This is a genomic window from Methylomicrobium lacus (genome assembly GCF_041897535.1).
Classification (GTDB): domain Bacteria; phylum Pseudomonadota; class Gammaproteobacteria; order Methylococcales; family Methylomonadaceae; genus Methylomicrobium; species Methylomicrobium lacus_A.
The window spans coordinates 2,700,957-2,725,887 of sequence record NZ_CP169217.1 but is presented as its reverse complement, the minus strand read 5'-3'; the positions used below and the strand labels follow the sequence as shown (position 1 = coordinate 2,725,887).

General features: G+C 58.0%; 15 protein-coding genes. 6 read left to right on the top strand and 9 right to left on the bottom strand.

What is annotated here, in order from left to right; genetic code table 11:
- Positions 1 to 151: 151 nt before the first annotated feature.
- Genes ACEPPP_RS11980 through ACEPPP_RS11970 form a run of 3 tightly spaced genes read left to right on the top strand, consistent with a single transcriptional unit; the run spans position 152 to position 2,817 of the window.
- Positions 152 to 883, top strand: a complete 732-nt coding sequence (locus ACEPPP_RS11980) for a glycosyltransferase family 2 protein (RefSeq protein WP_374086985.1) — start codon at positions 152 to 154, stop codon at positions 881 to 883.
- The gene (locus tag ACEPPP_RS11975) at positions 876 to 1,151 is read left to right on the top strand and encodes a lipid-A-disaccharide synthase N-terminal domain-containing protein (RefSeq protein ID WP_374086984.1); all 276 of its coding nucleotides are present in this window, start codon (positions 876 to 878) and stop codon (positions 1,149 to 1,151) included. Before ACEPPP_RS11980 ends, ACEPPP_RS11975 begins: the two co-directional genes overlap by 8 nt.
- A 34-nt stretch (positions 1,152 to 1,185) precedes the next feature.
- A complete protein-coding gene (locus ACEPPP_RS11970; protein WP_374086983.1) occupies positions 1,186 to 2,817 on the top strand; it encodes an ArnT family glycosyltransferase in 1,632 nt (543 codons plus the stop codon).
- Between the two features lie 20 nt (positions 2,818 to 2,837).
- Here the strand turns inward: ACEPPP_RS11970 and ACEPPP_RS11965 are convergent, their stop codons facing one another.
- The 5 genes from ACEPPP_RS11965 to lgt form a co-directional block, all read right to left on the bottom strand.
- Positions 2,838 to 3,548: a hypothetical protein gene (locus ACEPPP_RS11965; protein WP_374086982.1), complete on the bottom strand. Its 711-nt coding sequence runs from the start codon at positions 3,546 to 3,548 to the stop codon at positions 2,838 to 2,840.
- Between the two features lie 93 nt (positions 3,549 to 3,641).
- Entirely contained in the window at positions 3,642 to 7,124 is a 3,483-nt protein-coding gene (gene dnaE / locus ACEPPP_RS11960) for a DNA polymerase III subunit alpha (protein ID WP_374086980.1), read from the bottom strand.
- 10 nt (positions 7,125 to 7,134) lie between these two features.
- Positions 7,135 to 7,761, bottom strand: coding sequence for an inorganic pyrophosphatase (locus ACEPPP_RS11955; protein WP_374086978.1), 627 nt, complete (start codon positions 7,759 to 7,761; stop codon positions 7,135 to 7,137).
- Positions 7,762 to 8,014: 253 nt separating this feature from the next.
- Complete coding sequence (thyA, locus tag ACEPPP_RS11950; RefSeq protein WP_374086977.1) at positions 8,015 to 8,848, bottom strand: thymidylate synthase; 834 nt, start codon at positions 8,846 to 8,848, stop codon at positions 8,015 to 8,017.
- Between the two features lie 48 nt (positions 8,849 to 8,896).
- Positions 8,897 to 9,679 (bottom strand): prolipoprotein diacylglyceryl transferase, encoded by a 783-nt coding sequence (gene lgt / locus ACEPPP_RS11945; protein ID WP_374086975.1) that lies wholly within the window; start codon positions 9,677 to 9,679, stop codon positions 8,897 to 8,899.
- A 214-nt stretch (positions 9,680 to 9,893) separates the two neighbouring features.
- Between lgt and ACEPPP_RS11940 the strand changes: the two genes are divergently transcribed.
- From ACEPPP_RS11940 to ACEPPP_RS11930, 3 genes are read left to right on the top strand one after another with little or no spacing between them, the layout of a single operon-like run.
- On the top strand, positions 9,894 to 10,589 hold the full coding sequence (locus ACEPPP_RS11940) for a cytochrome c3 family protein (protein ID WP_374086973.1): 696 nt from the start codon (positions 9,894 to 9,896) through the stop codon (positions 10,587 to 10,589).
- Positions 10,579 to 11,439: a DUF3365 domain-containing protein gene (locus tag ACEPPP_RS11935; protein ID WP_374086972.1), complete on the top strand. Its 861-nt coding sequence runs from the start codon at positions 10,579 to 10,581 to the stop codon at positions 11,437 to 11,439. Before ACEPPP_RS11940 ends, ACEPPP_RS11935 begins: the two co-directional genes overlap by 11 nt.
- Entirely contained in the window at positions 11,423 to 11,920 is a 498-nt protein-coding gene (locus tag ACEPPP_RS11930; RefSeq protein ID WP_374086970.1) for a hypothetical protein, read from the top strand. The genes ACEPPP_RS11935 and ACEPPP_RS11930 overlap by 17 nt, the downstream gene beginning before the upstream one ends.
- A gap of 27 nt (positions 11,921 to 11,947) precedes the next feature.
- Here ACEPPP_RS11930 and ACEPPP_RS11925 read toward each other — a convergent pair whose 3' ends face one another.
- From ACEPPP_RS11925 to ACEPPP_RS11910, 4 genes are all read right to left on the bottom strand, one after another.
- On the bottom strand, positions 11,948 to 12,460 hold the full coding sequence (locus ACEPPP_RS11925) for an aspartate carbamoyltransferase (protein WP_374086968.1): 513 nt from the start codon (positions 12,458 to 12,460) through the stop codon (positions 11,948 to 11,950).
- A 171-nt stretch (positions 12,461 to 12,631) separates the two neighbouring features.
- Positions 12,632 to 14,926, bottom strand: coding sequence for a penicillin-binding protein 1C (gene pbpC / locus ACEPPP_RS11920; RefSeq protein WP_374086967.1), 2,295 nt, complete (start codon positions 14,924 to 14,926; stop codon positions 12,632 to 12,634).
- A 183-nt stretch (positions 14,927 to 15,109) separates the two neighbouring features.
- Positions 15,110 to 18,178 (bottom strand): SdrD B-like domain-containing protein, encoded by a 3,069-nt coding sequence (locus ACEPPP_RS11915; protein WP_374086965.1) that lies wholly within the window; start codon positions 18,176 to 18,178, stop codon positions 15,110 to 15,112.
- A gap of 228 nt (positions 18,179 to 18,406) precedes the next feature.
- A complete protein-coding gene (locus ACEPPP_RS11910; RefSeq protein ID WP_374086963.1) occupies positions 18,407 to 24,745 on the bottom strand; it encodes a hypothetical protein in 6,339 nt (2,112 codons plus the stop codon).
- Between the last annotated feature and the right edge of the window lie 186 nt (positions 24,746 to 24,931).

The window sequence follows — 24,931 nt, the reverse complement described above, 5'->3', positions numbered from 1 at the left end:
GCATTTCATCCGGATGCGGCCTTTTTTATTGCCTGAAATTACTGCAAAACTAAATCATTCTCAAATACTGGCAGGGTTTGTGCAGAATTGTCATAACCTCGTGCGGGTAAACGTTGTATAGTATTCAGCGAAGCTCAAGAACTCTCTCTCCATGAAAATATCCATCGTCGTTCCAGTCCATAACGAAGCCGGCAATATCTTGCCGCTGATCGAAGAAATCGAACAAGCCATGACGCAGGCGGAGGCCTATGAAATCATCTATGTCGATGACGGCAGCCGCGATCAAACCGAAGCCGAACTGAAAGACGCGATGCGGCGCTTCAACGCGTTGCGCGTGATCAAACACCGCCAGAGCTGCGGCCAAAGCACCGCGGTGCGCACCGGAGTCAAGGCGGCGACCCATCCCTGGATTGCGACGCTGGATGGAGACGGACAAAACGATCCCGCCGACATCCCGCGTTTGTACAAGGCCTTGCTCGAAAAAAATCAGACCACAGCGAATCTGTGGATGATCGCGGGATGGAGAAACAAGCGTTACGATTCGAAGTGGCGCCTATTCTCGTCCAAATTCGCGAATACGATCAGGTCCGCATTGCTCGGCGACAAGACGCCGGATACCGGCTGCGGCTTAAAAGTCTTCGCACGGGATAAATTTTTGGAATTGCCCTATTTCGACCACATGCACCGGTTCTTGCCGGCCCTGGTGATTCGGGCCGGCGGTACCGTCATTTCGGAACCGGTCAATCACCGGGCACGCGGCGTCGGGGTTTCGAATTACGGCACGCTCGACCGCTTGTGGGCCGGCATCACCGATTTGCTGGGCGTGATCTGGCTGCAACAACGCGCAAAACTACCGGAGGTAAACGAAATTGAACGTGGATAAAGAAACCATCTGGCTGGCCGTCGGATTTCTAGGTCAAGCCCTGTTTTCCGCACGCTTTCTGGTGCAGTGGATCAAAAGCGAAAAAGAGAAAAAAAGCGTATTTCCGATCGCATTCTGGTATTTCAGCATCGGCGGCGGCGTGACACTGCTGGCTTATGCGGTCTACCGGCAAGATCCGGTTTTCATTCTCGGCCAAGCCTCCGGATTATTGATCTATTTCCGTAATCTGTATTTTGTGATCTACGAACGCAGACAGCTCAACGCCTGATCCCCCAAAAAAAAATCATCGCACTCGGGTCGATATGTATCAATTGCTGTCCGTCAGAAGCTGGGTGTTTGTGATCTGGCTGGTTTTGGTCAGTTTCGCGCTTTATGCCCGGCCCTTGTTGCCGGTTGATGAAACCCGCTACGCAGCGGTAGCCTGGGAGATGTGGCAACGCGGCGATTTCCTGGTGCCCCACCTCAACGGCGAACTTTACAGCCACAAGCCGCCGCTTTTGTTCTGGCTGATGCAGCTGACCTGGCTGTTGTTCGGCGTCAATGACTGGTCGCTTCGGCTCGTTTCGCCGTTCTTTGCGCTCGGCACCGTGTATTTGTCCGCCGCGATGGCCCGCATCTTATGGCCGGAACGTCAAGCGATCGCCGACATGGCACCGATCATGCTGCTGGGCTCCGGTTTCTGGATCATCTTCAGCACACTGACCATGTTCGACATGATGCTGGCGTTTTTCGTCACGCTGGCCATTTATAGCCTATTGAAGCTGACACACGCGGGGCTGGCGCTGCCGCGCTGGCTGCTGCTGGGCGCGGCCATCGGCGGCGGCGTGATGGCGAAAGGCCCGGTAATCCTACTGCACGTGTTGCCGGCGGCTTTATTGGCGCCCTGGTGGCTCAAGGATGCCAAGCCGGGATCCTATTGGCGACATTGGTATGCCGGGCTTGTTTTCAGCATCCTGCTGGGCGCCGCCATCGCGCTATGCTGGGCGATCCCTGCCGGGATCGCGGGCGGCGAAGTTTACCGGAACGCAATTTTCTGGGGACAGACGCAAGGTCGCATCGTCGAGTCGTTCGCGCACAAATTGCCGTGGTGGTGGTATGCGCAGTATCTGCCGGTCCTGCTGTTGCCCTGGCTGCTGCTCAAACCGTTTTGGCTGGGCCTAAAGACGCTGAACCTAGAAGACGCCGGCCTGCGTTTTTGCACGGCCTGGGGCCTGCCGTTACTGATCGCCTTTTCGCTGATCAGCGGCAAACGCATACATTACCTGCTGCCGATGTTTCCCTTGTTTGTCTTGATCCTGGCCAGAGCAGCGGAAGCGGTTAACGCCCGTCAAATCGATTGGCGGCGCGCCCATCATGGGGTCATCGCCTTATTGGCTTTGATCGGCGTCGTGATCACGACCGCGCCGTGGGTGAACGCCCTGACCTATCGCAACGCCGAATTGGCGACATTGTCCCCGCTATGGGGCGTCTTCTTGTTGCTCGTTGCTGCATTATTGTGGCGTCATGAAGCCATAAACGCCCAGGAGTCGGTCTTTACGGTCAGCATCGCGACAGTGATCACCTTGCTGGTCATCTCTTCGGCGTTTTTTTCGCTCAGGGGCGAGAGTTTCGATACCCAGGAAACCGGCGTAAAGATCGCCGAGGTTTTCGCCCAGAACAAGGAGGTGGCTTATCTGGTCGCCGTTTATCACGGCGAATATCAGTTCGGCGGGCGCTTGACGAAGCCCATCAAAACGATCGTCGGTTTACGCAACCTCGAGAAATGGCGAGCAGAGCATCCGGATGCTTATGTGTTGATGCGTTATAGAAACGCTTCCGATTTACCGACTCCCTTTCCGTATTATCATCATCGCCACAAGAGTTTTAATGTCGCCCTGTTGCCGATCGATGCGTTCCTGAACCATCCCGAACTGCATAAGATTTTGATTTATTAGCCCACGTTATGGATTGCGCCCTATCGCATTTGCTTATTGCCAATGCGAATAACGTTGAAATTATCAGAAGACAGAAATATTTTTTGCTTTAAATCTGGAGTAACAACGACGTAAAGGTCACCTAATTTACCAAGCAGAGGAAGTTCGACACGCTGCTGACCCCCCAAATCGATTTTTAAATCAGTAGATATTACATATGAGAAGGATCGATTATTAAGAATATCCTCAGATTGGCAATACGCAAGAAAAACGGACATAATTGGCATGTAGACGGCTGCAAAAGCAGCAGTTCGTCGAGAGAAATGCGACTTGAATGCCAAGTCCCATTCCTTCAATCTAACTATCTCTTTAAAGAAAACGGCACTCATTCCAATAAGGGCAGAAAATGCTAATAGCGTTCCCCTGTGGCCCAGAGCCTCAGAAAAATAGAAAACGAGTAAGCAAACTGCAAACGCCACAATCCAAATAGGAATGACATAGCGCTTGATTCCGTGTTGATCTGCCCCATCCGATGTTTCGGGCGGAAAAATCAGAATCGAAAAATACACAGCAGACAAAACAACAGCCGCTTGAGTAATAAATGGTGCTGCTACGGGGAAAATATCTGAAACGCGAACAAAGACAAATGGATTTATGTCGAATTGCCCCCAGTAGAGAAATAGATTGAGTGCGGCTGTTGCTGTAACAATCGCTGCTAGAAATGCTGTTAAGGCTTGCGCTTCTTCTTTCATACGTTACAACCAAGTTTCTATTAAATAATTTGGCACCTTGACATTCCTGGTTCCGTTACAAAGCATCCGGGCCATTCTTTTACGCCATAACCGCTATCGATATTTAACCTCCACCGCCTCATTCCCCAACTGTCGCTTCAACCGCAACAACAACTCGTCGGTCGCAAAAACCCGCCATTCATCGCCGAGCCGCACGGTGGCCTGAGCCTGCTCCGAGCGGTACTGGATCAGCACCGGGCAGGCGCCGCCCTTGAACGGTTCCAGCGACGAGCCCAGTTTTTCGGGCAACGAGTCGCCGTTGACGCCATCCTGCCAGGTCAACTGCAAGCCGCGCGCGAAGGCGTTGCGGGCCTGGTCGATGCTGTAGAGTTTTTCGGCGGTCAGGCGCGGAGTTCCGGTGAAATCGTCCATTGCGAGGGCGCCTTCGGCGACCAGCAGCACGTCGCGGGTGACGATGTCCCGGTGCCGTTCGTAGGTTTCGGGGTAGATCGCCACTTCGAGCCGGTCGGTGCGGTCATCCAACAGCGCGAAGCCCATCGTCTTGCCGTTTTTGGACTGGCGGGTGCGGATTTCGACGACCAGCCCCGCGACGCGGGCTTCCATCTTGCCCTTGCTGCGTTCCATGTCGGACTTCAGCTTGTTCAGGCTGCCATGGGTGAACTGGCCGATTTCGGCCTCGTACTGGGCGATCGGATGGCCGGTCAGGAACAGGCCGAGGGTTTGTTTTTCGGCGTTCAGTCGCTCCTGCTCGGGCCAGGGTTCGACATAGGTCGAATAGGCGGCGATCGCGTCTTCCTCGGCGCTGGCTTCCTGCAGGCCGAACAGATCGTTCTGGCCGGTTGCGGCCATCTTGCCGTGCTGTTCGGCGACTTTCAGCACGGTCGGCAGTTCCGCCAGATGCGCGGCCCGGTTCGGATCGAAGATGTCGAACGCGCCGGCGCGGATCAGGGCTTCGAGCACGCGCCGGTTGACCTTGCGCAGATCGACGCGCTTGCACAGATCGTACAGGTCGCGGTAGGAGCCGTTCTGCTCCCGTTCCAGGATCATGTCCTCGATCGCGTTCTCGCCGACGCCCTTCAGCGCGCCGAGGCCGTACACGATCTTGCCTGCCTGGTTGACCGTAAAGCGGAAGTTCGAGTCGTTGATCGACGGCGGCGCGATCGGCAGTTTCATGCGCCGGCATTCCTCGATCAGCACGACGACCTTGTCGGTGTTGTCCATATCGGCCGACAGTACCGCGGCCATGAATTCGGCCGGATAATGCGCCTTCAGCCAGGCGGTCTGATAGGCGACCAGGGCGTAGGCGGCCGAGTGCGATTTGTTGAAACCGTAGCCGGCGAACTTCTCCATCAGGTCGAAGATGTAGGTCGCGATGCTTTCGTCGATGTTGTTCGCGATCGCGCCCTGGGTGAACACTTCACGCTGCTTGGCCATTTCCTCGGGCTTTTTCTTGCCCATCGCGCGGCGCAGCATGTCCGCGCCGCCGAGCGTGTAGCCGCCCATCTCGCGGGCGATCTGCATGACCTGTTCCTGATACAGGATGACGCCGTTGGTCGGTTTCAAGATCGGAACCAGAAGCGGGTGCGCATATTCGGCCTTGGCGCCGTGCTTGACGTTGATGTAGTCGTCGACCATGCCCGATTCGAGAGGCCCCGGCCGGAACAGCGCCACCAGCGCGATGATGTCGTCGAAGCAGTCCGGCTTCAGCTTCTTGATCAGCTCCTTCATCCCGCGCGATTCGAGCTGGAATACCGCGGTGGTCTGCGCATTCTTCAAGAGTTCGTAGGAGTCCTTATCGTCGCGCGGAATCGCGGCAATATCGACGATAGGTTCGCCGAGTTCCTGTTTCTTGCGGTTGATCGTCTGCAAGGCCCAGTCGATGATCGTCAAGGTGCGCAGACCCAAAAAGTCGAACTTGACCAGGCCGACCGCTTCGACGTCGTCCTTGTCGAACTGAGTGACCAGATTGCCGCCGCCCTGTTCGCAGTACAGCGGCGTGAAATCGGTCAGCTTGGTCGGCGCGATCACCACGCCGCCCGCGTGCTTGCCCGCGTTCCGCGCCATGCCCTCCAAGGATCGCGCCATGTCGATCAGCGATCGGACCTCTTCCTCGTTCTCGTAGCGTTGCCTGAGGTCGGGGCTGTCCTGCAGCGCCTTGTCGAGCGTCATGCCGATCTCGAACGGGATCAGCTTGGCGAGCTGGTCGACGAAGCCGTACGAAAAGCCGAGCACCCGGCCGACGTCGCGGGTCACCGCCTTCGCGGCCATCGACCCGTAGGTGATGATCTGCGCGACCTGATCGCGGCCGTAATGGTCGGCGACATAGTCGATCACCTCGTCGCGCCGGTCCATGCAGAAGTCGACGTCGAAGTCCGGCATCGAAACCCGCTCCGGATTCAAGAAACGCTCGAACAAAAGGTCGAATTCGATCGGGTCGAGGTCGGTGATCTTCAACACATACGCGACCAGGGAGCCTGCGCCGGAGCCCCGGCCCGGTCCGACCGGGATCTGGTGGTTCTTCGCCCACTGGATGAAGTCCGCGACGATCATGAAGTAGCCCGGAAACCCCATCTGCGTGATCACCTTGAGTTCGGTTTCGAGCCGGTCGTAATAGACCTTGCGGTTTTCCTCTTCGGTGCCGCTTCCGAAAGGCGGATGCTGGCGCAGGCGTTCTTCGAGGCCTTTGCGGGATTCCTCGGCCAGTACGTCGCCGATCGTCATGCCCTCGGGGACAGGATAGTCGGGCAGGAAGTTTTTGCCGAGGGTCAGCGCGATGTTGCAGCGCTTCGCGATCTCGACCGTATTTTCGAGCGCCTCCGGAATGTCAGCGAACAGTTCGCACATTTCCTCGGGACTGCGGAGGTATTGCTGGTCGGTATAGTCCTTAGGCCGGCGGCTGTCGTCGAGCACGCGGCCCTGGTTGATACAGACGCGGACTTCGTGCGCCGGAAAGTCTTTCCGATGCAGGAAACGCACGTCGTTCGTCGCGACGACCGGCAACTCGGCCGCCAAGGCCAGTTCCAGCGCGGCCGCGATATAGGCTTCTTCGCCCGGCTTGCCGACTCGCTGCAATTCCAGATAAAAGCTGTCAGGAAACAGGTTGCCCCAATAATCGGCCAGAAGTCTCGCGTCGTCCTTGCGCTCGGCAGTCAGCGCTCGTCCGATGTCGCCGGCCATTGCGCCGGACAATGCAATCAAGCCGCCGTTGTTTGCCTCGATCCATTCGTATCGCAGCATCGGCACGCCCTGATGCTGGCCTTCCTGATAGGCCTTGGAGATCAGTTCGGTCAACGTCGTATAGCCCTGCTGGTTTTTGGCCAGCAAGGTCAGGCGGAACGGATTGGCCGGTTCGTCCGGATTGAAGATCAAGACGTCGGCGCCGGCGATCGGCTTTACGCCTTGACCCATCGATGCCTTGTAAAACTTGACCAGTGCGAACAGGTTCACGTGATCGGTTACCGCCGCGGCCGGCATGTGCAATTCGGCCAGGCGCTTGACCAGCGGTTTGATCTTGACGATGCCGTCGACCAGCGAGAATTCGCTGTGCAGACGTAAGTGTATGAATTTTGGCTGCATCGAGTTACAGCTACAAATCTTCGATGCCGTTGAACAGGCTCATGTAATCCTGCATCGCGCGCACGATCACCTCATGTGCTTCGGCGCGGCCGTATACGTCGGTGATCTCGCAGGTGGACTTCTCGCCGGGCAGGTTTTTATAGGTCAGAAAATAATGCATCAGCCGGTTGATGTACGAACTCGGGCAGTCCGACACATCGTTCCATTGCCGGTAAAATTCGTCGCCTTTCATCACCGCGATGATCTTGTCGTCCGCCTCGCCGTTGTCGAGCAGGCGGAAACCGCCGACCGGGATCGCCTGCAGGATGATGTCGCCGTGCGACACGCTGCGTTCGCTCAACACGCAGATGTCGAGCGGGTCGCCGTCGCCCTTGATGCCCGTTCGGCCCGACTTCAACGCGGCGAATTCGGCGACCTTGTTGCCGCAATACGTGCGCGGGACGAAGCCGTATAATGTCGGCACCATGTTCGAAAACTTTTGCGGCCGGTCGATTTTCAGATAGCCGCTTTGCTTGTCGATTTCATATTTGACCGTATCGGTCGGCACGATTTCGATAAACGCATTAACCACGGAAGGCGTGCTGTCGCCCGCGCTGATGCCGTGCCAGGGGTGGGCTTTGTAGTGGTAGTTGTTCATAAGCTTTCGGTCGGTTAAGTGGGCGATATTGCATCGTTGCCACGCTCCGCGCCACTGCCATTAAGTTAAGCCGTTCGCTGAGCGAAGTCGAAGCGATTTGTTGGCTTCGGCTCCGCTCAGCCAACGATAAGTTTTGCGCGGAAGCTGTGAATTGAATATATCCATTGTAGCCTCGATGTCGTGCCGCGATCGAGGATTTCGATTGCGACACGGCTCAAGGCGATATCAATAGGCTGGCGCCGTTCGATTCCGATCAAACCGAAATCGGTGCCCGGATAGGATCGTGCGCCTGATAGCCTTCGATTTCGAAATCCTCAAACCGGTAATCGAACAGCGAAGCCGGCTTGCGTTTGAATTTCAATCTTGGCAAAGGATAAGGTTCACGACTCAATTGCAATCTGGCCTGCTCCAGATGATTCAGGTACAAGTGTACATCACCGCCGGTCCAGATAAAATCGCCGACTTCGAGATCGGCCTGCTGCGCGGCCATGTGCGTCAGCAAGGCGTAGCTCGCGATATTGAACGGCACGCCGAGAAAGATGTCGCAGCTGCGCTGATAAAGCTGGCAGGACAGACGCCCCTCCGCGACATAAAACTGAAACAGCGCATGGCAGGGCGCGAGCGCCATCCTGCCCTGCGCGACATTCGCCTGCGGGCCGATCGTTTCATCCGGCAGATCGGCGACGTTCCAGGCCGAAACGATCATCCGGCGGCTGTTCGGCGTGGTTTTGATCTGCTCGATCACCTGCTGCAATTGATCGATCGTGCGGCCGTCAGGGGTAGGCCAGGCGCGCCATTGGCGGCCGTAAACCGGGCCCAGGTCGCCGTTTTGATCGGCCCATTCATCCCAGATACTGACCTTGTGTTCGTGCAGATAGGCCAGGTTCGTGTCGCCCTGCAAAAACCAGAGCAATTCGTGAATGATCGATTTCAGATGGACTTTCTTCGTGGTGACCAGAGGAAAGCCTTCGGCCAGAGGAAAACGCATCTGATGCCCGAAGATCGACAGCGTGCCGCTGCCGGTCCTGTCGCCTTTTTGGACGCCTTCGTCGAGGATTTTATCCAGTAAATTCAGATATGGCTGCATGCGGTCCCGATTTCAAGTGATGAGTGCCAGCGAGATTTGCGTATTGGGTTAAGCGGCTTTTTTATAAGCCCAATAAACCATGCCCGCCCCGATCAATATCATCGGCGTCGATAAAATCTGTCCCATCGTGACCCAGTCCAGCGCCAGATAGCCGAGTTGCGCATCCGGCATCCTGAAGAATTCGATGAAAAAACGGAAGCAGCCGTAGAGCATCACGGCCATCCCGGTCGGAGCCATCGTCGGACGTGGCTTGGCGGTATAAATCCAGAGTATCACGAACAGCACCACCCCTTCCAGGAACGCCTCGTAAAGCTGGGACGGATGGCGCGGCAGCGGGCCGCCGTTCGGGAACACCATCGCCCACGGCACGTCGGTCGGCCGCCCCCAGAGTTCGGAGTTGATGAAATTGCCGATTCTTCCCGCGCCGAGGCCGATCGGGGCCAAGGGCGAGATGATGTCGGTCAGTTGCAGCATCGTGCAGTTTTGTTGTTTGCCGAAAATCCACATCGCGACGAACACGCCGAGCATGCCGCCGTGAAACGACATGCCGCCCTTCCAGATTTCGAAAAGCACCAAGGGATTGTGTAAAAACTCGCCCAGATTGTAAAACAGCGTGTAACCGATGCGCCCGCCGAGGATCACGCCGATCGCGCCGTAGGTGACCAGATCCTCGATCGCCTCGGGCTTGATCGGCGACCAGGGGGCCAGGGCGCGCCGCTTGCCCAGTATCCAGACACCGGCGAAGCCGACCAGGTACATCAGGCCGTACCAGTGAATTTTGAGCGGGCCGATGGCGACGGCGATCGGATCGATATTCGGATAAGTCAGCATAGTCAGGGAGAGTCTAGAGCGAATGATGACCCATTATACCTTGCCGGGCATGACATCTTAAGCGGCGAGATTTTGAACGTATAAAATCCATAAAGCGATTGTTGTTATCAGCGCAGCTTTTCCCATATAATTCTTAAAAAGATATTACGGATTTGGAGCGTAGTTTATTTGCCGATGGCCTTTGAGTTAATGTAAAAATGCATCGATCGCTGTTATGAAAAAGCCCTCACCCACCAGAAAACGGCAGCATTGGGCTTATGCGGTAGGGCTTGCGGCGGGCGCATTGAGCTTGTCGGCATTGGTGTTGCCTGCCAATGATGCCTGGCATCGGCGCGGGCCGATGAATACGGGGCACGATCAGATTCAATGCCCGGACTGCCACCAGCAGGCGGCGGGCAGTTATCGCCAGCAAATTCAGGCCAATGTCCGTTATCTGTTCGGCCGGCGCGAGCATCCGGCCGATTTCGGCAAAATGGCGGTCGCCAATGAAACCTGTTTGGATTGTCATGAGCGCCCGAATGACCGGCATCCGGTTTACCGCTTTCTTGAACCGCGTTTCAAAAAAGTGCGCGCCACGCTCCGGCCGCATCTGTGCGTTTCCTGTCATCAGGAGCATCAAGGCAGGCGCGTCGTGCTCGGCGATAGCGGCTATTGCGTGAATTGCCATAAAAACACCCGTCTCAGAAACGACCCGCTGGATACGCCGCATGCACGTCTGATTGCGGACAAGCGCTGGGCGACCTGCCTCGGCTGCCATGATTTTCACGGCAATCACCCGATCAAAACGGCCACCAGGGTCGCCGAAGCGATTCGGCCCGAAGCCATCCGTGCCTATTTCGAGGGCGGTCCCTCGCCCTATGGCAAGGACGTGCGCTATCCGGCCAGAAAGGAGAAAACGCATGACGAATAAAACTTTCTGGGTCAGCTTGTTTGCCTTGACCTGCCTCGGCATTTATCTGTTCGTCAGTGCCCCGCCGCCGTTGCCGGAGACATCGACGGCGCAGGCATCCATTCCGGTCGAGCGCCTGTTCGAGTTGGTGCAGGCCGAAAATGCCGCGGTCAGGGCTCTATGGACCCAGGAAATCGTCGGCCAGGGGAAAAAAGCCGGGCTGAAGTTTGACGAGCATTGGCGCGATGCCGAAAGCGAAGCCGGTCCTCTGCCCGCGCTCTTTCTGCGCGAAACCGCCAAGAGCCTGGAAAAAAGCCGGGTACGGATCAGCCTGTTCCTGGGCTCGGACTACCCGATCAGTCCCGACAATCGCTTTGAAGGGCTGCAAAAGGACAAATTTGAACAGTTACGCCAGACACGGCAGCCGCAATTTTTCTATATGCCCGACATCGAGCGCCATACCGCGATGTTCGCCGATGTCGCGGTCGCCGAACCTTGTGTCGAGTGCCACAACAAGCATGAGCAATCGCCGAAACACGATTGGCGTCTGCACGACATCATGGGGGCGACGACCTGGATGTATCCGGCGCAGAAGGTTTCCAGCGAGGAAATTCTGCAAGCCCTGACGGTGTTGCACGACGGCTTTCGCGATGCTTACACTGCCTATCTCGATAAGGTGAAGACGTTTAAAAAACCGCCGGCGATCGGCGACAAGTGGCCGCGCGACGGCTATTTTCTGCCCAGCATAGAAACATTCATGCAGACGGTGCTGGAACGCACGGCCCCGCATACGCTGCCGGTAATCGGCGCTTTGGCGGCGGCGAAGGGCTCCGGGTCTGTGGAGGCAAAACCGCATGCGGCTGCGCATTGAAAAACGCTTGATCAGGAAGAGTTATTTTGGGCTGGGCCTCGGGCTTCTCGGCGCATTTTTCGCGCAGGAAATTCAGCGCTGGCAATGGCCCTGGCTGGCCGGCTGGCAGGTCGACTCGGTTTATAAACAGTTGTCAGGATTGGTGCTGATCATTTTTCTGGGTCAGCAATGGCATTGTTCCTTGCTGCGCAACCAGGGATGTACCGCGCGCGGCAACTCGCTGCTGCCGCGGCATAAATGGTTCGGCGCTTTGGCCCCGCTGTTTTTTTACGCCCATGCCCAGCATCTCGGCTACGGATACTTGCAGGCGCTCAGCGGGTCGTTTTTCGTGGTGTTCTTCACCGGCTTATTCAACTGCGAGATAATGCACATCCGCCAGCCCTGGTTTCGTCCTGTCTGGCTGATATTGCATGTCGGCCTGGCGACGGCGCTGCTGTTTTTAATCGGTTACCATGTCGCGATCAGCTATGTCTATGAATGACGCCAGTCCCAGGCTATCCTAGCACGGTTATTCCGCCACCCCGGTATGATGCTTCATGTGTTCGGGCATCACCACATTGCCATGGTCCTTGGCTTGCGCATTCAACCATTCATGCAGCGCCTGGTCAAATTGCGGATATTCGGTCGAAAAATGAATCTGCGCGCCGTTGGGCAAGGATTTGTATTCATAACGGATATCGTCGGGTTTGGCGGTTTTCAATTGGAGAAGTCCCGGCATGTCCGGCCCATGCATTTTTTCGCTAATCGAAAAGTCGCCTTTGGCGAAGGCAAGGGACAACTGGCGCAGATGATTTTGAATCAGTTCGATCTGGTCGGGCGCATCCGGCTTGGCGATCACATGCATCACCCCGCCGTGAACGGTTTTCGAAAACGTTTCCACGACCTTATTCGCGTCGTAGGGCACCAGTTTTTCACGCTGCTGCCGAATCGCTTCCAGGCGTTGCGTGCTGGCATGTTCCTCCGCGAACGTCGGTGCCGCAAAAAATAAAAGGCCAATCGAAATTAAGGCTAGCTGTTTCATTATCGTTCTCCTCATGGGGGGCTGGCCGGGGTACGCCGTGCGCACTCGGGTTTCGGTTGATTTTTGCCGAAAGGTCGGCGACCGCAAATTTCCGATGTTCAAAAAACAAGTAAAATATAGTAGGAAGACCGGTTTAGCGTGCTCCAGGTTCCATGACTTGCGATACGGCCTTCAGGGCGCCAATTCGACCTGGATTTCGGTTGAAGCGGAACGGCCTTCCGCATCGACCGCGTTGATCAGATAGCGGCCGGGATGACCGGGCTGCCAGGAATAGGCCTCCGAGGGCGCCGTTTTGGCGATAAAGCTTTGATTGGCGAACCAATAGACGCTGTCGCTCGCGGTCGTATTCGCCTTCAAGGCCAGGGTTGACGCTTTGCCGAGGCGCAGCGTATAGGTTCCGGCTTTGGATGGCGAGACGATGCGCGGCGCATCGCCTAGCCCCGCCGAATTCCGGTAGCAGTCGGGCAGGTGCGGCGGCGGTCGGCGCGGCATGCCGGCCTGTTCAAACAGGCGCAGCATTTCGCTGTCCCAGAACTCCACGATTTCTTTCCGGCTCTCCGGGGTGTTCGGGCAGACGACGCTGCCGGTTTCTGGATCGAGATAGACCGCGCGGTGCAGTGTGCTGGTCTTGATTGGCGATTTACCCGGGATGAACCAGGTCTTCGCGCGCACCGGACATTCCGCATTCGGCAGGTCGCCGCTGGCCGCGCAGACTTCGACTTGTGCAACCGTAACGGGTTTGAAGGCCGGAATCGGATCGTCCAGACCGTTCAGCAGACGCTGACTGCGCAAACTGTCGATGATCGCAAAGAACAGCGGTGCGGCGGCTTTGCCGCCGATCAGGGCCGGGTTTTTCGCGCCGTCGAAATTGCCGACCCAGACCACCAGTACATGATGGCCGACGACGCCAACGCTCCAGGCGTCGCGAAAGCCCCACGAGGTGCCGGTTTTCCAGGCTGTGTCGGGCCGGTCCGGGCGCTTCGAATCGGGACGCGGATTGTGCCTCAACATATCGAGTGTGATATAGGCCGCGGCGCTGCTGAGCAGCGGCAAGGGGCTGTCTTCGCTTCGCGCGCCGCAATAATTGATTCGTCTAGACATGCCCTGGTTAACCAGCAGCGCATAGAGCTCGGCCAGTTCCTCCATCGTCACCTCGCCGCCGCCGAGTGCCAACGACAGGCCGTAATGCGCCTCGCTCCGCAGCCTTCCAACTCCAGCGCGCTGCAAAAACTGATACAAGGTCGGTCCCGACAGTTTCGCGGCGGTCGCGACCGCAGGCACATTGCGGGAGCGGATCAGGGCATCCTGCACCGTGATGGGCCCCTCGAAACGGCCGTCGAAATTTTCCGGGCTATAAAGCCCGAAGGCGGTCGGGAGATCCGCCAGGATCGTGCGCGGATGCACCAGCCCCTGATCGAGCGCCAGCGCATAGACGAAAGGTTTCAGCGTCGAGCCCGGCGAGCGCTTCGCGAGCGCGCCGTTGACTTGGCCGTCGATTGCGGCATTCCGGTAGCCGGCCGAGCCGACCAGCGCCCGCACCTGCATCGTTCCCGCATCGATCAACAGCGCGGCGGCATTTTGAATGCCCTTGCCGCGGTTGGCCGCGAGGTAATGGCGGAGCGAGCGTTCGAGGCTTTTCTGCACGTTCAGGTGCAGGCTGCTATGGATCGTTTCCGCCCCGGCGCAACGCTGCAACAACAGATCGGTCAGGTGCGGCGCTTCGATCGCCAGCTCACGCCGGCTGTATACGGGCAAGGGCAGGGTCAAATCGTTTGCAAAACGGCTGTCTTCCGGAAACTCCGCGATCCAGTTTTGCCAAAGGCGCTGCCGAGCAGCCAGCAGCGCCTCCGGCAAGGCGTTATGGGCCGGAAAGCGGCGCGCCGGATTTTGCGGTATCACCGCCAGGGTCAAACTCTCGACCAGGTTCAGCTCCGCCGCGGGCTTGTGAAAATAAATCCGGCTGGCGGCGCCGATGCCGACGATGTTGCCGCCATAGGAAACGCCGTTCAGATAGGCTTCGAGAATCTCGTCCTTGCTGTAGCGCAGTTCGAGCCATAGCGCGAGCGCGATCTGCTGGAGCTTACCCCAATAGCTTCGTCGGTCGATCCGGTACAACTGACGGGCCGTCTGCATCGTGATCGTCGAACCGCCTTGCCGGCCGCTTCCAGCCAAAATTGCCCAGGCCGCGCGCGCCAGGGACCCGGGATTGACGCCGGGATGATGGTAGAACCAGCGGTCTTCGTAAAGCAGGGCCGCGCTACGTGCGCGGGCGGGGATGTCGGTGAGCGGCGTCCACAGCCGGTACTGGCCGTCGCTCGCCAGGGTCAGGCGCAGCAGTTCGCCGTGACTGGCATAGATCGCGGTCGATTTGGGATAGCGGCCGGAGAGCGGCGATTTGGGGATCAGCCTGATTACGGCAAGGACAAGGCAGATCGCCGCCAAACCGAGCGCGATGATGCACGGCATTCGGCGTGCTGGCGGAGTTTTTAATCGGCGGCCAATCTGCATTCGGGCTGAATTCATCGGCTGCGCTCGGAATTTAGGGGGTTATCCATCGCGGGGGCCAAAGATTATGTTGAAATGATTGCCCGAAGGCCTCTCTCGTTCGTCATTATTGGCCATGTGTCGGGTGTTCAGCAAGCGTGCCTGCTAATCCACCTTGACTTGAAAGGTCACAAAGCCGGTACCGGCGGGCGGCAGTTGTGACGGCGACCCCGTCGACGAAAAAGTCCATTTCAATGCACCGGCCCGCTGAGGCGGCGGCATCAGGGTCAGCGTGCACAACCCGAGGCTCGCGGGCGTTGCAGGGGCTGCGATTTCACAGAGTCCCGATACGAACGTAGTGAACGCCGGCGTGGCGTCATTGATCTGTAAATTCGTGATCGGATCGGGGCCGTTGTTAGTGTAAGTGATCCTGTATTCCAGTATCTCGCCCGGCTTGGCCGTATTGCGGGTTTTCCATGCCGGTGTAGTCGGCGTGCTGACGTTGCGCACTTCTTTATACAATAACAGCGCTGACGAACCGACCGTGGTGACATCCTGGCGCGTGTAAACGGCATCGGGCAAAGAGGAGCCAACGTAGGCGAACAATGCCTGTACCGGCACATAATTGCTGGCGCCTTGATCCGCGCCGGCAGGGATGAATTCTTTCTGGATAAGACAGAGGGTTTGCCCCTCGGCGACTGTCAGAGCAACAGGAAGCAAGAGGCTATTGGCTTCGGCGTCATCCAGCAGTGCATCACAATCGCCATCCATATACAACACTTCGCTCCAGCCCGGAATGTTCGGTGAGGCGACGGCGCCGGGCAGGCTGAAGGTGACCGAGCCGCCCGTGCCCGCGATAAAGGTATGCGGGTAAATCAGCGTGCTGCCGGCGATACCGGTCTGGTTGCCGTCGGTGAGAAATTGATTGGCAGGCACGTCGCCGAAATTCAAGCCGGCATGACTGATTCCGTTGGCCAGGCTGAAGCCGATCTTGTCCGCCGTAACCAGCGTGTAGCCCGGAGGCGTGGTGCTGCCCGCCACATTGATCCCGGTCGAGGTGTAAGCCGATAAATTGCTTTCCTCGACGCAGACGCTTCCTTCCGGAACCCCTGAAGCAAGGAAACGATAGCTCCCCGCGCCGTCGGTCGCGGCGGTGCCGTATGTGATGCCGTTGCAATCGGTCAGCCTGACCGTGACGCCGCTGATGCCCGCTTCGGTGCCATCCTGTATGGCATTGTTCGCGGTGCCGCCGCCGGTGCCGCTGTCTTTAAAAACGCTGCCGGCGATGACGGCTTCTATTTTGGCATTCGTATAAGTACAAATAACATCGGTATCCGTAGGACCGATGATGACCGTATTGCCCGATAAACCGGCCGTTCCCGTGCAACTCAAGGCGCCGGTATAGCGAGCCGCATTATCCGGGCCGAAGGTTTCGGCCAGCGTGATAATGTCCCCCGCATGGACGGATTGTGCCGCCGCCGTATCGGTTTCGTTGGCGGCATTCGCGACGGAATTCAGAGAGGTCAGTCCTGTTGCCGATACGATCGCCGCATCGTTAACCGTCGCGTTCACCCAGGTTTTTTGCAGTGTGAAATGCGCAGCTTTACGCGTATTGGTAAAAGTGCAGGCAATAACGTCCTTATTGGCAGGCGTAAAACTGAAACTCGTGCCTATGCCGGAAGCGATCGCCGTACCGCCTGCGCTTGTGTTGGTACAGGCATAAGTCGTGGTGTAATTGCTTAAATTGGTGGTGCCGGCCGCCGTTTCCGTTAACGTAACCGCAGTGCCCGGCGTGGCGATAAGCGCTGCCGGCGGAGAGGTAATTGACGCGCCGCTGCCGGTGGTCGTTACCGAAGCTGCGCCTGTCATCGCCAGCGTAAATTGATCGGTATCGGCAACCCGCCCGTTGCCCGAGGCGCCGATGACTTTTTGCAGGCTGATGCGCGGTTTGGGGGTATTGGTGTAGGTACACGTGATGTCGTCGCCCGGGGCCGGGGTAATGTTGGCGCTTGTCGTATTGAGGTTGTTCGGCAAGCTCGCATTGGGCGTTGCGCCTGCGCCGGTAAAGGCATTGGTACACGTTAAACGCGTGTCATAGCCTGTCAACGCGGTGGGGCCGGCGGCCTTGGCATCCATTAAGTTCAGGGTCGCCGAGGGGCTGCTGTAAAAGGTCGTGCTTGCGGTGGTTGCGGTGCCGGAGGTCGTCGCCGAGGCCGTCCCCACCAGGGTGCCGCCGCCAGTGGCGCCGACGCTGAATTGATCGGCATTGTCCACGCGCCCGCCGACCGTTTTGACTAAGGTGATTCGTGAACTTTGCTTGTTGGTGAAGGTGCAGGCGGCGGCGCTGTTGGTCACGGTTAAATTATTTGCGGTAATCGTGCGGGTCGCCGGATTGGTGGTGAGCGAGGGGTTTCCCTTCACCGAGGAGCAACTGATCGCCTGGGCTGCCGACTCCCAGCCCGGAGCGGCCGCCTCGGTAATCGTCAGCGATTTATTGCTGGCGGTCGCGTCGATGTAAAAGCGTACGGTTTGTCCCCCGGTAATCGATACCGTGGCCGTATTCGTTGCCGCACTAATCAGCGTAGGCGTATAAGTCGCGCCAACCAAGGCCACAACCTTAGAACCGGCAGGTCCGGTTGCGGTGTAAGTAAAGGATTGGCTCGTATTGCCGGCGGGTAAAGTCGCTTTGGTCACATCGACATAAGCGCCAACGCGAACGGCGACGACGCCGCTGACAGCGCTGGTGCCCGCATTGCATTTGGAAGGCGAGCCATTTTGCACATCGGCAGGGCCGGTACATGCATTGCCGTTATTCTGCCAATAAGTCAGCACGTAAGGAATGGTCAACTCGCCGGTCGCGGTATCGCCGGCGCAAACGACTTTGATTTCGTTGATCGTCGTGGTTTGATTGCCGCCGCCTAAAAAATCGCCGCAGGCATCAAAATCAACGTTTTTCCAAGGCAACGGGCTGGTCGGAAAGGTGGCGACGGAACAGTTATTGCCCGGGGTTTCGGCGCGCGGATCGTTGCCCTGTTGCCCGACGAAAAAGCCGACATCCATGCGGTCCGTATTGGAACCGGAAAGCCCCAGCTCCACTTGGAAATTAAAAGCCTCCCCGGCGACGCAAAAAGGGGGGGTACCGGGCGCCGCGCTGAACACCGGACTCACGGTGAATTCGCCCGCAGTACAAGTCGTGTTGCCGGAGCGATAGCCGACGCAGGTCTGATCTTTCAATGCCGACGTCGTTAACGCCCAAACAGAAGAGGGCGATGCCGACAGCAGGAGAAGAAAAACAAGAAGTCTGGATAAATACCCTATCGAAAGGGAGATCATCAAAATGCCGAAGCGGGACAGTGTTGAGGGATAATGCGGCGTCATTGCAATTCAATATTCACGCGTCGGTTTAGTTGCAAAGAAAACATTCCTTTTGCGTTGTTCAATTTTTTCATCACGGGCTGTTTTTTACCATGACAAGGTATTTTCATCAAACTTGAAGCGCGCCCGGACATAAATACCCGGATCCAGATAATCGTTGGCCGCCAGATCGGGGTCGCTGACGCCTTTGAGGTTGTAGCCGGCCGATAGCCACAGATTGTCGATAACCTGATAACCGACTTCGGCGCCAACCGCATATTGGCTGGCGCCGCCCTTGCCGACATAGATCCCGGTTTGCAAGGACGCATCCCAATCTTTGATAAAATCCCAGGTCGCGCGCCCATAAAGCAATTGCGCCCAATAGAGAGAATTCAGTACATCACTGCCGGTCAACGTTTTGTCGCTCGTCACTATTTTGCCGGCGTAGCGGCCTGAAAGAATGACATCCGCATTGGCTTGATAGTTGGCATGGGCGGATACAATGTGTGTGCGCGTACTCGAATCCGTCTGACTGCCGGTGATGTCCTCGTATTTGTGCTCGTAGCGGCCCAAGAGATTCCATACGTTTCGATCGACTTCACGGTAGGCGAAGCCCACTTGCTGGCGGGTTTGCAGCGTCTTGCCGGCGCTTTTATTGTCGATATAGGAGAAGATGGTGCGCCCGAGAAAACTCCAATCCCTGCTCAGCTTGTAAGACACTCCCAAGGTATTGAGCAGACTGTCGCTGGTATCGGCTTTGCGCAATTCCAGGCTGGCGCTGGTGCGGTAGCGCGGATGGGCAAAATATTCGGCGGTACCGACCAAGGCGTTAGAATTGTTGCCCGCCAAGCCGTTGAACGTTTGGGTGGTCTCGAAGCCGCCGCCGATGCGGAAACCCTCGGAAACCATCCAGGTGTTGCGCACGCCCAGCGCCGCCTGGGCTTCCCGCCCGGATTGGCCGTCACGCAGCCGGTATTCGTTGTACATGTTGCCGCCTTTCATATAGGCGCTTTCAATACCGATCACCGCGGCATTGTTGGGTGCGAAGCTGTTGAGGTTGAACTGGCTGCCTAGCGTGGAGGCCAGTTCATAACGGCCGAACAGCCGGGTCTTTTCAGACACCTGGTAGTTGGAGCCGACGGCGAACAGGTGCTTCTGCAAATCGCGCACATCCTGCTCGGCCTCGACATAAGTCTGCAGCCCGCTTACCCAGGGTATTTCCGTGGTGAATTTGCCGCGCACGGTGAGGAGTTCGTTCCGGCTGCTTATACCTGGCCTGGTTAATGCGGTCGGCGCGCAGTTGGCGGTCGTATAGGTCAGAGTAGTCACGCAACTGCTGCCGCCGAGAACGCCCGTATCGACGGACGCGCGCATTCCCAGTTCACCGACCATGCCTTCACCGAGGCGCTGCACCAAGTTGGCGATCACGCCCTTGCGGATGCCGCCGTTAACGTCATCCTTGCTGTAAAGGCCTTCTCCCCGGAGCGTGGTGTCGGGGCTGAGCTTATATTCCACCGTAGCGGGGGCTTCCGTGCGTCCGGCCGTGCTGTAGGCGCTCTGATTGCTGAAGTTTTTATCGGTTTTGGTGAACTGAGCGCGCGCCTTCAGGCGGCCCTGTTCGTGGCGGATTTCGATGCGCTCGGCGTCGCCGCTGCCGTTCAAGTCGGTGTTGCTGCGCGCCAATTCTCCGTTGACGACGGTTTTTTCGCCCAGTTTTGCTACCGCCGTAGCGCCCAGGAGGGTCGATTTTTTGCTAGGGTCATTATCCTTGATACCGATGACCCCCAGCTGGATGTTGTCGGTGACTTTGACCTGGGCATCCACGCCGCCGACCCCGAATTTGGGGCCGCCGCCCGCGCCGCCTACGCCGTTTGCGCCGATTTCGTAGGTGACCCGGATATACTGACGGTTCAGGTTGGCATCGACCGATGGCACGGGGCCGCGAAATAACAGGCGCTTGCTCAGGGGCTCGAGGTTGTAATCGACAAAACGCACCTGGGTCGAACTGGCGAGCACGATGCTGAGTTGGTTGCGGTCACGCACCAGCACCTCCACTTTTTCGCTGTTCTCTATGATATTGCCGCCGTTGCCCAGTTCATAGGGGCCTGAGGTGCCGTTGGCGGGAAATTCCTCGACAATCTGGGTTGAACCGTTATCGCTGTAAAAACCGGTGACATTGAATCTCTGATCTTCGTAATGCCCCTTCACCCCGGTCAGCGAACGGCTGTACTGGGTCAGCTGGCGCACGTCGGTATTACCCGCCGTGGTGTAATCGCCGTACAGCAGATAGGACTTGTCCTTATCCACCCTGACATACAATCGGTTTGTGCTCTGGGCATCGAAACCTTTGGTCGCCGAATCGCCGTAAATCGGATAAAACTGATCCGGCTGAATATCCCGGAACAGACGTTCCTGCGTCCCCTTGTCGCTGTCGTACGCCGTCGTCAGCAAATACTTGCCCAACACCGAGCCCTTGAAGAAAAACGCCGCCCGGCCTCTGGCCGTGGTCGTGTTATCGTCGCTGCTGACCGACAGATGCGACAGTTCCTTTTCGAAAGCGTCGGTAGGCTTCGTTGCGGTCAGATTGCCGCTGGCCAGCCTGCGCAGGTTCAATACGCCCTCTAAGATACCGGCACCGACGAGCGGACGCAGTTCCGGCAGATAGGCGATTTTGACTTCCCGTTCGATCATGCCGGCGCTGATGCGGATAATCCCGTCGCTGGGCTCGCTCGGCGGCATCAGCACGACTTCGGCGCTGCCGCCCTGGACAAAAATCTGGGTGCCCGGCTCGGCTTGATTTAAGTCCTGGGTGACCCAGCGTCCCCGATCCGTTTGCAGGGTCACCTGGGTACGTACGGTGACCGGCACGCCCGTGCCATCGGTCAGGCGCAGCTTCATCCGGATCGGCGTATTGCCGTCGGCGATGGCAACGGCGGGAAGATCGAGTTCGAGTCTGCCCAGGGCGTCGGGCGCGGTCAGGGTAATCGTCTTTTCGCCGCGAGGATTGCCCGCGATATCGATCTGTTCGAGCTTGAGGGTATTGCGGCCCGGATGCAAACCCACGCCGACAAACTCCCACGCTTCCATCTGCTTGTCCGCAAGCCGGCTACGCTTGCCCACGCGCTTGTCGGAAATCTCCCTGCCGTTCACGGTCAGACGGAAAGTGGCGCCCAGCGCGCCTTTGACCCGGATATTGGCCTGATCGATGGGCAAGGTATCTTCATCCTTCAGGTCAACGAAGTCCAGACGGTTGTCGAGCTTGGCGATCTGGTCTTCGAGTTTGACGACAGGCACCGGCGAGACGGGAACATCCGGCAACGCCAATGGGCGCACTAGGTTCAGGTCGCGCGGCATCACGCTGGTAAACGCCTGGGCGGCGCCTACGGTTTGCGTGCCGTTGACGGCTCCAGGCAATTGGCCCACCAGGCCCGCGGCCGGCAGGCCCCGGATATCGCCCGGATTGATAGGCCTGCCTTGCGCATCGAGACGGGAGCGCAACACAACGTCGATCTCGGCGTCCGGCCGTTCCGCCAACGCGGCACGGCGGCGCGTGACCTCTTCGAACACGGGGCCTTGCCCGCACACGGCTTTCCCTGCCTCGCCAGGATCATTGGCAATGGCAAAATCCGCCTTGTGCAGCTCGCCTTTCTTAAGATCGACGAATCGGCTGTCGCCCTTGCCCGAGTTGCGGTTGGACAAGGGAATCAGCTTCGCGCCGCGCGGCAAGGTGGTGCTATCCAGCTTCAGCACATGGGTTACCGGCTTGATGCCGTAAAAACTGTATTTGCCCTCGACATCGGAAATGATGTAGGTGCCGTCTTCCAGGAAGATGCGCACGCCGGGCACGCCGATTTCCCCAGGCTCCTGGATACGGTCGGCGTTGCAGTCCATATAGACTTTGCCGACGATGAAGCCCTCGTCGCTGAATACGCCGCCGGTGACTTTTACCCGCGCCAATGCCTCTTGCGAGCGCAGAGGGCCGCTGCTGGCGACGGCGTGATTGATGCCGTCACCCTGAGCGGCGCCCACGCCCACCCGTACCCGGTAAGTCAGCTCAACGCTGCCTCCTACGGGAATCGTTTTGTCCGGGTCGGACCAGGTGATGATAGGACCGCGGCCGCCCTCGGGATCCGCGGCGCGGGTGTCATCTATCAGGGTGCTGCCGGACTCGTAAGCAAAGCCTGCAGGCAGGCTGTCGACGATGCGGTAGCCGGTGACGGACGAGGCGGTTTGATTGGTCAGGGTAATGCTGTAGTCGAGAAAATCGCCGAGTTCGACTACCGCCTTGGCCGCGGTTTTTCTCAGAAACAACTGCCCGCCGCTGCCGTCAGCCGCCGGATCCAGCGGGATGTGATTGTGAAACACCGAGCCGAAACCTGGACCCAGGCGGAAGTTCAGATAATACGGTGCGGCCGCAGGGTTTGTCGGCGGCCCGTCCTGGGGCTGTACCAGACCCGCAGGGGCAATCCCCGCCCGCGGCGCTATCGCGGACTGAAACGCATAACCGTCGGGCGCCGCCACCTTGAGCGAATAATCGCAATCCAGCGCGACCGGCGGACTTTTTAATACGAAGAAATAGGCGCCGTCAGCGCCCGTTATCATGCTGATCGTATTACGGCTTTCGCTGGTGTAGCGACCATCGGCGCCGAACTGCAACTGGTCGAGGGTAAAGTCCGGCGCGGGTCCGCCGCTGCACTGCTCCCGAACCAGCATGACCTTGGCTCCCTGAATCAATTTGGCCGGATTGGAGGCGTCGTATATCACGCCCTGCGGATCGATTAACAGGGCGTCGGTCGTCGCCGACGCTGCGGCAACAAGGGTTGCGCCGTTAAGGCTCTGGGCATCAAAGGCGGCGCTAAAGGCCTTGTTGACAAAAGTCTCGCTGGTTTTCGCCACCGCAAGATCGCGCACCAGGCGGACGGTGAACGTAATCACCTCTTCCTCGCCGGCTTTGAGACCGCGGCTGCCATCGCTGAGGCTTAATTGCGGTAGGTTCGGAAAGCCCAGCCTCGCGTCCGTTTGATCCAGTTGAGCGCGGTCACAAACTCCCTGGCCGATAGCTCCCTGATAAGCCGCACCCGCCGACACCAGCAGTCCGTTGTGCATCACCGGCGGGCCGAGCAGTTCCCAGGATTTGACAGGGCCATTGGCGCGGTCCATTTGAAAAGTGCAGTCCAGATTGTCCGCCACTCTGATAAAAGGGGCGTCGGCCTCACCGGTATTTTTGACCTTGATGGTGTAGTCCAGCTCATAAGTGTCTGCCGAAAGCTTGCGCGGCATCCCGACCGTCTTAGTCATCGAAAGGTTGGGAGTGGCAGCGGCGGCCAGGGGCAGGACGACCGCATTGGACTCCGTACTGATAGTGCCGGAGCCGTCGTTAAAAGTCACGAAACCGCTGTTGCTAATGTTGTCGCTTCCCTTGCCGGTCACCTTGACATCAAACGCCATCGATTCGGAGAGACCGGCACCCACTGGCGTCGTCAAGCCGATGGCGGCCTCGATGACGAGCGCCGGTTCGATGAGTGTCGTCTGATAGTCGTAAGGCATCGCCCCCCGTACACGGTACATTTTTATCGCATTCGCGTTGCTGGCGGCGAGTCCGCCGGCAAATGTCGTTTCTGCGGGGATGGCATCGCGGATCAGGACGAGAGACTTTGTCACCCCGTCGACTTTAATCGGGGTAGCGGCGAGGCCCGTTTCAGACGCGGGTAGTGCGGGCTGGCTGCCTGTGTTGATCGCGGTCAGCGTGTAACGCACCGATTGACCCGGCTTAACCGGCCCGGCTTGATCGGCTTTCTTGACAATCGACATCACGGCCGCATTGGCCTCTTCGATCACATCGGTATTGCTGCCGCTTGCGGCCCCGCCGATCGTTTTTACTTCCAACACCACGCGTGAAAGTCCGCCAGTTTGAGCAGCCGGCACCTCCCCGATCGCCAATAAAGAGGCCGACTCGCCAGCGGCCAAGGCAATGCCCGTATTGGGATCGTTTAATTGAATCAGCACATCGGCATCGTCAAAAAGGCCATTATGATTGCGATCATGCACGAGGCGCAGGGCGACGAGGTCATAGTCGTCGTTTTCCGCGTTGCTCAGTGAAACCAGATAGGTCGATGGGGTATTGCCGGTATTGGTCAACAGATGCGGCAATACGGCGGTGGCTCCTGCCGGAAGACGGACGCTCTGGTCCTGCGTCAGCGTCAGTGCCTCAACGTTTTGTACCGCGACCTCCACGGTGTTGGAATAGACCGTTTCGCTTGCCGCCCCGCCATAAGGCACATAACTGGCTTCGGCACGGTTCTGAATGACAGCGCCCCCCGCAGGCATGGCAGCGACCGCTTGCCCAGCAAATAGGCCCAGCAAAAGCAGCATATGGATCATCGCTGCTGGGGCTTTATAAGCCAGCACTGGAGTAATCCATCGATGCAACTTCGTTGTTATTGTCATTTTTATGAGGTGCTGAAAAACCCAGCGGCCTGGCGTTTTTCTTTGCGCTCTCATAGAAAGAGCGCAAAGGAAAACAGCGGCGCTTCATGCTGATAATCGGATTAGTGTTTCCGCCATTTCCGCTTGAGACCTGACAGGGTTTAAAGCCTGTCAGGTCCGGAAGGAGCCGAAGGATGGGCTTCGGCT

Bases quoted from the DNA above. Each gene is read 5' to 3' on its own strand.
- ACEPPP_RS11980 (WP_374086985.1), top strand. From the start codon at position 152: ATGAAAATATCCATCGTCGTTCCAGTCCATAACGAAGCCGGCAATATC.
- ACEPPP_RS11970 (WP_374086983.1), top strand. From the start codon at position 1,186: ATGTATCAATTGCTGTCCGTCAGAAGCTGGGTGTTTGTGATCTGGCTG.
- ACEPPP_RS11965 (WP_374086982.1), bottom strand. From the start codon at position 3,548: ATGAAAGAAGAAGCGCAAGCCTTAACAGCATTTCTAGCAGCGATTGTT.
- dnaE (WP_374086980.1), bottom strand. From the start codon at position 7,124: ATGCAGCCAAAATTCATACACTTACGTCTGCACAGCGAATTCTCGCTG.
- ACEPPP_RS11955 (WP_374086978.1), bottom strand. From the start codon at position 7,761: ATGAACAACTACCACTACAAAGCCCACCCCTGGCACGGCATCAGCGCG.
- thyA (WP_374086977.1), bottom strand. From the start codon at position 8,848: ATGCAGCCATATCTGAATTTACTGGATAAAATCCTCGACGAAGGCGTC.
- lgt (WP_374086975.1), bottom strand. From the start codon at position 9,679: ATGCTGACTTATCCGAATATCGATCCGATCGCCGTCGCCATCGGCCCG.
- ACEPPP_RS11940 (WP_374086973.1), top strand. From the start codon at position 9,894: ATGAAAAAGCCCTCACCCACCAGAAAACGGCAGCATTGGGCTTATGCG.
- ACEPPP_RS11935 (WP_374086972.1), top strand. From the start codon at position 10,579: ATGACGAATAAAACTTTCTGGGTCAGCTTGTTTGCCTTGACCTGCCTC.
- ACEPPP_RS11930 (WP_374086970.1), top strand. From the start codon at position 11,423: ATGCGGCTGCGCATTGAAAAACGCTTGATCAGGAAGAGTTATTTTGGG.
- ACEPPP_RS11925 (WP_374086968.1), bottom strand. From the start codon at position 12,460: ATGAAACAGCTAGCCTTAATTTCGATTGGCCTTTTATTTTTTGCGGCA.
- pbpC (WP_374086967.1), bottom strand. From the start codon at position 14,926: ATGCCGTGCATCATCGCGCTCGGTTTGGCGGCGATCTGCCTTGTCCTT.
- ACEPPP_RS11910 (WP_374086963.1), bottom strand. From the start codon at position 24,745: ATGACAATAACAACGAAGTTGCATCGATGGATTACTCCAGTGCTGGCT.